An 8,878-nucleotide genomic window follows, 5' to 3' on the forward strand; every position below is an offset into this window, starting at 1 on the left:
CGTCCAGAGCGCCTGCCCGGGCGGGTTCCAGCCCACGGCGCCCGCCTGGTCCTGCGGCCCGGTGTTGAGCACCTGGGCGGGGTTGTAGTTCACCGCCTCGTTGTTGATGGTGGAGGGGTTGGCGAAAAAGCGCCCCGACAGGTGGAACCGCGGCAGGTCCAGGTAGCTCACGGCGGATCTCCGGATTGGGAGGGAGGAAAGGGACGGGGCTCAGGCCGGCGTGATCACGCCCCGGTGGTGGTCGGTGACCGGGTCGCCGGTGATGGAGAAGTTGGTGGTGATGAGGCCCGTGGCGCCGGCGAACACGCCCTGCCCTCGTTCACCTGCCAGATCACGTCGCCCCGCATGGTGCCCGTGGGCTGGCCGCTGATGTGGCCCTGGCCCACCGTGGAGACGTACAGCGCGTTCTCCCCGCGTTCACCGAACGTGATGGTGCCCGACTCCAGGAACGACGTGGGGCGGACTCGATGAGGGTGGACGACAGCGCGGCTGTTTCGCCGGCCACCTGCTGGAGCGTGGTGATCACCTCGCCCGGCGCGATCACTGTGCTGACGGTGCAGCTGGGGCAGAGGTGCGTCCGTGAAAGACCGTCCCGTTCGGATCGGCGGTGGAGCAACCCTGAAACACGAGGGCGTAGACGAGCTGCACGGACGGGATCGGTTGACGTTCCTCGTAGGAGCTGCAACCTCTACACGTTGCACCTTTAAAGACATATCCGCAAGATTTTCGTTCGGATGGTTATCCGGCGGTTGGAGGGATCCGAACGGGCGGATGGACAGAGCGCGGAAGGAGCGTCGCCCCTTCCGCGCCTCCACGTCCCCCACTGCGACGTACGCGGTGCTGCCGCCCGGTGGTGAGAATCGGGCTACCGCCGCTCGTCCGCGGCGACGCGGCCGTCCAGGAGGCGGACGGTGCGCTGGGCGTGGTCCGCGTAGCGGGGATCGTGCGTCACCAGGCACAGCGTGGCGCCGTCGCGGTGCAACTCCGCCAGCAGCGCCATCACCGCCTCGCCGTTGGCCGAATCCAGGTTGCCGGTGGGCTCGTCGGCCAGGAGCAGGCGGGGGGCGCCGGCGGTGGCCCGGGCCACGGCCGCGCGCTGCTGCTGGCCGCCGGAAAGCTCCGCCGGGTAGTGGTCCATCCGCTCGGCCATCCCCACCCGCTCCAGCGCGTCCTCGGCGCGGTCGCGGCGCTCGGCGGCGGACAGGCCGCGGCGGTACGTCAGGGGCAGCTCCACGTTCTGCCGCACGGTCAGGTCGCCCACTAGGTTGAACGCCTGGAAGACGAAGCCGATGTCGCGGTTGCGTACGCCCGCCCGCTCCGCCGCGCCCAGCGTGGCCACGGACCGGCCGTCCAGCAGGTAGGTGCCGGCCGTGGGCGCGTCCAGCAGCCCCAGGATGGAGAGCAGCGTGCTCTTTCCGCAGCCGGACGGTCCCGCCACGGCCACGTACTCGCCCGCATTGACGGCGAGGTCGATGCCGTCCAGGGCCACGGTTTCGCGGGTGTCGCCGCGGTGCGTCTTGCGGATGCCGGTCAGGCGGATGAGCTCGGGCGCGGGCATGCGGAACGGGGGACGCGAGGGCCGGGAGAGACTGCAGGGACGGGGATTGGATGCCGCCCGGGGGCCGCCGGTTGGTGTCACCGCGACACGATTGGGCACGCGAAGACTTGACCGCGATTTGCCGAGACTTTACGCTGTGCGTTGCGGCGGGGCAACGCGCGGTCGCCGCGACACCGGAAAGACACTTGGGAGACTGACAAAGGGATGAGCGATTCACGGGTGGACCAGCGGTTCGACGAGCTTGTGTCGCAGGTGCACGACTGGGTGGAGTCTGCCGTGGCGCTGGACGAGGGACACTTTCCCAGCGAGCTGCTGAGCGACCTTCGCGACCTGATCGAGGAGCTGAAGGCGTTCCTGGAGGACGACGACTCGGCGAAGTACACCCGCAACGACGTCCTGGAGATCTTCATCACGCCCGAGATGGGCGAGGTGATGCACCGGTTTCCCAAGGTGCGCCGGCTGCTGGAGAGCGCCTGGGGCTCTCAGCTGACGGAGCTCATCGAGGAAGAGTCGATGGGCTTCGACACCGGCGACGACGACGACGAGGACTGAGCCGGGGGCACGCCGCCCGTCCGGCCCCCGCGGCCGGTCCGCGACGCGGACCGGCCGGGTACGGCCGCGCCGGTGAACGCGCCCGTCCTCTACAGGGCCCCGCCCATCCGGCGGGGCTCTTTTCGTGCGCGTCACCCCGGGTGTCCACGATGCGCACAAGGTGACGGCTTGCGGGCGCCGGGGGGCCGCTGTACAATCTCCAGTGTCCTCCAGCCGAACTTAGACAAAGTGGCCGAGTCCGCGACGACTCCTGGCGCCACGTACCGATCGAGGAGCTCCGTGCGTTCATGCACGAGCTCGTGCTCGACACGTCCCTGCGCGATGCCGCGGCCCTGGTAGGGCTGGGGCACGAGGCCCTGCGCAAGTTCGTGAACGGCACCACCGAGCGGCCGCACCAGCGCAGCCTGCGCTCCATGGGGCAGCTGTACCAGCAGCGCCGCGCCAGGGGCGGCGTCGCCGAGGTGCGCACCACGGCGCAGTCCGCCGGCCACCTCAAGCTCCTCTTTTCGCCCGGGCTGGACGCGGCGCTGACGGAGGTGCGCGCCCTGTTCGACGACTGGCGCGAGGGGCGCCCACCGTCGGAGCGGGCGGCGGAGGTGGAGCGATGGCTGGCCCGCAAGCTGCGCGAGGAGCACGCGGCGGAGGTGCAGTTCGCCGGCAACCGCAAGCGCGGCGGCCGCAAGTAAGGCACATCCGCTCGCGCAACGCGGCCCGCTTCCCGGAATCCGGGGGGCGGGCCGTTTCGCGTCCGGAGTCCGGAGTCCGGAGACGGGCGTCGGCGCATCCGCATCATCCACTGTGGACGGACCCGGCAGACGTCTTGCGCACGCCATCCACCGAGACTGCAGTCGCACGCGGACCCCCATCGGCCAGATCATGATCCACCGCTCTCTCCCGCCGGTGCTCGCGCTGGTGCTGGCGTCGGCGCCCGCGCTGGGCGCGCAGCAGGACACCGCGCGTGCGGTGCCCCTGGACACGCTGCGCGTGCTGGGCGCGCCCGTGCCGGCGCAGCGCGCGCCCTTTGGCGTATCAGTGGTGCGCGAGGTGGAGATCCGCGCGGGGCGGCCGGGACTGGCGCTGACGGAGGCGCTGGCGGCCGTGCCCGGCGTGCAGGTGGACAACCGCTTCAACTACGCGCTGGGCGAGCGCATCTCCGTCCGCGGCTTTGGCGCGCGGGCGCAGTTCGGGGTGCGGGGGGTGCGCGTGCTGGTGGACGGGATCCCCGCCACGCTGCCGGACGGGCAGACGACGCTGAACCACGTGGACCCCGCCACGCTGGGCCGGGCGGAGATCATCCGCGGGCCCGCGTCTGCCCTGTACGGCAACGCGTCCGGCGGCGTCATCCAGCTGTCCAGCGCGCCCGCGCCCGCCGCGCCGCTCGCCTCGGAGCACCGCGTCCTCGCGGGCGCCAACGGGCTGCTGCGCGCGGAGACCAGCGTGGGCGGGCGGATGGGCGCGGCGTCGTACCGGGCGTACGCGTCGCGGCTGGAGTACGCGGGGTACCGCACGCACTCGTCCGCGGAGAACCTGAACGCGGGCGGCACCTTCTTTCTCACCCGCGGCGCGGACGAGCTGCGGCTGAGCGTTACGGCCGTGCGCTACGACGCGCTGAACCCCGGCTCGCTGAGCGATTCGCTGCTGCGCGTGGACCGGTCCGCCGCGTTCGCGCGCAACGTGGCGCAGCACACGGGCGAGACGGGGCGCCAGGGGCAGGCCGGCGCCTGGTATCGCCGCGCGATGGGCCCCGGCGCGCTGGAGGTGGCCGCATACGGGCTGATGCGGTCCATCGACAACCCCATCCCCAACGCCGTCATCGACCTGGACCGGCGCGTGGGCGGGCTGCGGGCGGCGTGGACGGCGGACGCGGGGCCGCTGGCCTGGACGGCCGGCGGCGCGCTGGAGACGCAGCGCGACGACCGGCTGAACTTTGCCAACGAGGCGGGCCAGCGGGGCGCGCGCACGCTGGACCAGGCGGAGGGCGTGACGTCGTCGTCGGCGTTCGCGCAGGGGACGGCGGCGCTGTCGGGGGGATGGGAGGCGATGGGCGCCCTGCGCTACGACCGGTTCCGCTTCAGCGTCCGCGACCGGCTGACGGCCGGCGGCAACCCCGACGACAGCGGCGCGCGGACGATGGACCGCTGGAGCCCCGCCCTGGGCGTCTCGTGGACGGCGGTCCCTGCTGTCTCCTTCTACGCGAACGTGGCCACGGCGTTCGAGACGCCCACGACGACGGAGTTGGCCAACCGCCCCACGGGCGCGGGCGGCTTCAACCCGGAGCTGCAGCCGCAGCGGACGGTGTCCGTGGAGGCCGGGGCCAAGGCGCGGCTGGCGCCGTGGGCGTGGCTGGAGGGGGCCGCCTACCGCGCCCGCATCGACGACGCGCTCGTCCCGTTCGAGGTGGAGGGCGCGCCCGGCCGCGTCTTTTACCGCAACGCGGGGACGGCGCGGCACCGCGGCGTGGAGGCCGCCGCCGTGCTCACGCCCCGCCCCGCGTGGACCGCGCGCGCCGCGTACACGTGGACGGACGCGCGATTCGGCGAGTACGTGCTGGACGGCGAGGACCTGGGCGGCAACCGCGTGCCCGGCATTGCTCCGCACCGGCTGGACCTGTCCATCCTGGCGATGCCGTCGCGCGGGCCGTTCGCGGGCGTGGACGTGCGCCGCGTGAGCGCCACCCCCGTGGCGGACGACGACGCGGCGGGGCGCTTCGACTCGCCGGGGTACACGCTGGTTGATTTGCGCGGCGGATGGGAGGGGCTGCGGACGGGGCGCGCGGCGCTGTCGCCGTTCGTGGGCGTGGGCAACCTGCTGGACCGCGCGTACAACACCTCCGTCGTCATCAACGCGTTCGGCGGGCGATTCTACGAGCCCGGCCCGGGCCGCACGTTCTACGCGGGCGCGCGGCTCACGCTGGGTGCGCCGGCGGAGCGGTAAGCCGACGCGGCGGGCGCCCGGCCGGAGCGGGAGTGAAGGAGCGGCGGATGCGCTCGCGCGGATTTGTCATGCACCCAGCCTGAGCGGGTAAACCCGCCGCTGGGACTGCCATAAGCCCTGTCTCGCGCCGACGCGCTCTGCGAACAGGGCTTCAACCGCCAACACGGGCCGCCACCCGGCGGGTGGAATCGGCGAGGTCGCCACGGTGCACGTCCGGCGACCGCGCTGGGGCAGTCCGCGAAGGCGGACTTCGTGCCTTTCCAGCGGCGAATTCATTCGCTCCGGCTGGGAGCGTGCCGTATCCCGCTTCGCCTCCTTCCCCCAATCACCTGTCCAGACCCCGCATCTCCCGCTGTAGTATCTGCCGCTTCCGCATCTCTGCGCTTCCGCATCTCCTGCTTCGGGTCCCTCCCTTCTCGGACACGCCGCCGTATCAGCGCGTCGGTCGGTGCCCCGGTTGCTCCGGTGGCATTTTGGCCGTCTGGCCTGTCCGGTTGATTCATCCGTATGGGACAGAACAGCGTAAACACACCTTGTGCATGAGGATGGAAAACACCGCGAAAGACACACGTTTTCTGCCGCCGAACATGGCATGCCTTATGCTTTTTCCCTGGCCCGCCAGCGCCGCAAAAGGCGGCGCAACAATCAGATAGACGCGCCTTGGCCGTTGGCTGGGGGGTCGAGGCCGGTGCGCGCCAACCCGACATCGGGTTCAACTGAGGGGAGGGGGCCATGGGTACCACGCTTCGCCACCGCTCGTTCGCGCTGCTGTTCCTGTGCCTTTCGGCCGCCTGCGCGCAGGCGGGGAGCGGGGCACACGGCGCCTCCGCCAGCTACCTGTCGCAGCAGATGGGTCACGTGGAGGTGACCAACGACGGCAACAACGACTTCGTGCTGTACATGAACCGCAACGGCGAGCGGTACCGGCTGGGCCACGTGGCGCGCATGGAGACGGCCCGTTTTCGCATTCCGCCCGCCGCCGGCGGTGAGCTGCCCGGGTACCAGGTGATCCTCGTGGCCGAGCCCGTGGGCAGCGCCCAGCCCTTTGCCACGCACACCGTCTACTGGCGCCCGGGGCAGAACCTGGCCGGCCGCGTGGCCCGCAACCTCACCACGCAGCAGTTCGTGGTCTTTGCGCGCTGACGCTGACGATCCAGGGCGTTATCGAGAATCGAGAGACACACCCGAGCCACGGACACACCGCGCGGGCTGCCCCGGGAAGATGGGGGCGGCCCGGCGCGTTTTTCGCGCGGAACCCCGCGGACGAGGTGAGCCAGATTCATAAGAGGACTTTCCGGATGCGCGGTCCCGCGCTCCGTGCCCGTCGGGCGCGCGGTGTGCGGGGGAGGTACTCGGCTTGCTTCGGGGCGGCGGGCGTGCTAGAGTTGCCGTTTCTGCCCCGCCCGACGTGAACGAATGGTGCCCGGGAAGGGCGTTCGACCCGCAACGAGACGCGACCGATGTCCACTACTCTTGATCCCGAGACGGCGGCGCCCGCCTTTGGGCGCGAAAGCCGCCACGGGCTGGACAATCACGGCATCCGGAACCCCGGTACCGTTTACTGGAACCTGGATCCCGCGGTGCTGGTGGAGCACGCCGTACGGCGGGGCGAGGGCCACCTGGCGGATGGCGGTCCCTTCAACGCCGTCACGGCGCCCCACACGGGCCGCTCGCCCAACGACCGCTTCGTGGTGCGCGAGCCGGGCAGCGAAAAGGACGTGTGGTGGGGCAAGGTCAACGTGGCCATCGACCCCGAGAAGTACGACCTGCTGCGGTCCGACGTGCTGGAGCACCTGGAGGGGCAGGACCTGTACGTGCGCGACATGTGGGCCGGCGCGGAGCCGCAGTACCGCCTGGCCGTGCGGGTGATCACGCCCAACGCGTGGCACAACCTGTTCGCGTACAACATGTTCCGCCGGCCCGACGAGGCGGAGCTGGAGGGGATGGAGCCGGGCTTCACCATCCTGCACGCGCCCGAGTACGAGGCCGACCCCGCCCGCCACGGCACGCGCACCAGCACCTTCATCCTCATCAACTTCGCGCGCCGCGAGGTGCTCATCGGCGGCACGCGCTACGCCGGCGAGATCAAGAAGTCGGTGTTCGGCGTGCTGAACTACATGCTGCCCCTGCAGGGCGTGCTGAGCATGCACTGCAGCGCCAACGTGGGCCCCGAGGGCGACACGGCGCTCTTCTTTGGCCTGAGCGGCACGGGCAAGACGACGCTGTCGGCGGACCCGGAGCGCGGGCTCATCGGCGACGACGAGCACGGCTGGAGCGACACGGGCGTCTTCAACTTCGAGGGCGGCTGCTACGCCAAGGCCGTCAAGCTGAGCCCCGAGGGCGAGCCGGAGATCTACGCCACCACACGCATGTTCGGCACGGTGCTGGAGAACTGCGTGCTGGACGAGCACCGGCGCGTGGACTTCGACGACATCAGCATCACCGAGAACACGCGCATCTCGTACCCGCTTCCGTACATTCACAACTTCGTGCCCGAGGCGCGGGGCGGGCATCCCAAGAACGTGGTCTTCCTGACGGCCGATGCGTACGGCGTGCTGCCTCCCATCAGCCGCCTTACGCCGGAGCAGGCCATGTTCTACTTCCTCTCCGGCTACACGGCCAAGGTGGCCGGCACGGAGCGGGGCGTGAAGGAGCCGCAGCCCACGTTCAGCGCGTGCTTCGGCGCCGCCTTCCTTTCCCTGCACCCCGGCGTGTACGCCGAGATGCTGGGCAAGCGGCTGGAGGAGCACGGCAGCCGCGTGTGGCTGGTGAACACGGGCTGGACGGGCGGCCCGTACGGCACGGGCGAGCGGATGAAGCTGTCGTACACGCGCGCCATGGTGCGCGCGGCGCTGGCGGGGCAGCTGGACGACGCGGAGATGGCCACGGCGCCGTTCTTCAACCTGCAGATCCCCACGAGCGTGCCGGGCGTGCCCAGCGAGGTGCTCAACCCGCGCGACACGTGGCCCGACAAGGACGCGTACGACGCCAAGGCGCGCGAGCTGGCCGACGCCTTCTGCAAGAACTTCGAGCAGTTCGCCGACCGCGTGCCCCAGTCGGTGCGCGACGCCGGACCCCGCTCGGAGTAACGGCCGGCGCGGAGGGCCGATCCGGCGCCCTGAGCCCGCCCGCCGCGTCCGCGCGGCGGGGGCCCTCCCCCGGCCTCGCGTAGGCTCGTACACCCCCTCCCGCAAACTGCGCGGGAGGGGGTGTATACTTCTACGAGCATCCTGCACCGTGGCGGCGACCGCGTCAGCGCGGTTCTCCCCCGCTCTCCGCGAGCAACGGGCGGGGACGGCCCGATTGGATGCGAACGAGAAAGCCGGCCCCGGGATCAGCTCCCGGGGCCGGCTCTCGTTTGCGCGCGGTAGTGCCTACTGGAGCGACGCGGTCGCGTTGGGCGACACGTGCGGGCACTCGATGATCTGGATGCGCGTGGGCTGCAGCGAGCTGCTCGTCACGCCTGACACCACGACGGCCTGCGCCGCGCTGCCGATCACGGGGACAATGCCGCGGGTGGCGAACTCGGCCTCGTTGTAGCGGTCGGCGCCGTTCATCCACAGCACGGCGCCCGCGGGGAACGCGCCCAGCACGCCGCCCATGACGGAGCGGCCCAGGTTGGCGTGGCCCTCGCGGCTGGCCTGGAGGTGCGAGCCCACGATGGAGCCCAGCGTGGAGCTGGACAGGATCACGAACTTGCTGCCCTGGGGCCCCACCACGCGGTCCGCGGCGAACCAGCCCACCATGGCGCCCACGGCCGTCAGCGGCCACTGGCGGCGAAAGCTGCGCGGCGACGGCGGCGGCGGAATGCGGCGCACCTGGCGCACGCACGCG

General features: G+C 71.4%; 7 protein-coding genes. 5 read left to right on the forward strand and 2 right to left on the reverse strand.

Translation table 11 applies throughout. The features are described from left to right. Window positions 1–865: 865 nt before the first annotated feature. Window positions 866–1,558, reverse strand: a complete 693-nt coding sequence (locus VFZ20_RS30435; RefSeq protein WP_329687735.1) for an ABC transporter ATP-binding protein — start codon at window positions 1,556–1,558, stop codon at window positions 866–868. Between the two features lie 204 nt (window positions 1,559–1,762). Here VFZ20_RS30435 and VFZ20_RS30440 point away from each other — a divergent pair, with 204 nt between their 5' ends. The 5 genes from VFZ20_RS30440 to pckA all read left to right on the forward strand — a co-directional run bounded on the left by VFZ20_RS30440 (window position 1,763) and on the right by pckA (window position 8,133). Continuing rightward, window positions 1,763–2,110: a hypothetical protein gene (locus VFZ20_RS30440; protein ID WP_329687736.1), complete on the forward strand. Its 348-nt coding sequence runs from the start codon at window positions 1,763–1,765 to the stop codon at window positions 2,108–2,110. A gap of 287 nt (window positions 2,111–2,397) precedes the next feature. Then, window positions 2,398–2,796, forward strand: a complete 399-nt coding sequence (locus tag VFZ20_RS30445) for a hypothetical protein (protein WP_329687737.1) — start codon at window positions 2,398–2,400, stop codon at window positions 2,794–2,796. Window positions 2,797–2,986: 190 nt separating this feature from the next. After that, entirely contained in the window at window positions 2,987–5,044 is a 2,058-nt protein-coding gene (locus tag VFZ20_RS30450) for a TonB-dependent receptor (RefSeq protein ID WP_329687738.1), read from the forward strand. Window positions 5,045–5,776: 732 nt separating this feature from the next. Then, the gene (locus tag VFZ20_RS30455; RefSeq protein WP_329687739.1) at window positions 5,777–6,187 is read left to right on the forward strand and encodes a hypothetical protein; all 411 of its coding nucleotides are present in this window, start codon (window positions 5,777–5,779) and stop codon (window positions 6,185–6,187) included. A 317-nt stretch (window positions 6,188–6,504) separates the two neighbouring features. Beyond that, window positions 6,505–8,133: a phosphoenolpyruvate carboxykinase (ATP) gene (gene pckA, locus VFZ20_RS30460; protein ID WP_329687740.1), complete on the forward strand. Its 1,629-nt coding sequence runs from the start codon at window positions 6,505–6,507 to the stop codon at window positions 8,131–8,133. 285 nt (window positions 8,134–8,418) lie between these two features. On the opposite strand, the gene VFZ20_RS30465 is transcribed toward pckA, so the two are convergent. Beyond that, window positions 8,419–8,878 (reverse strand): hypothetical protein (locus VFZ20_RS30465; RefSeq protein ID WP_329687741.1); only part of this gene is annotated, 460 nt, incomplete at its 5' end.

Source organism: Longimicrobium sp. (assembly GCF_036280135.1).
In the GTDB taxonomy this organism is placed as follows: Bacteria; Gemmatimonadota; Gemmatimonadetes; order Longimicrobiales; family Longimicrobiaceae; genus Longimicrobium.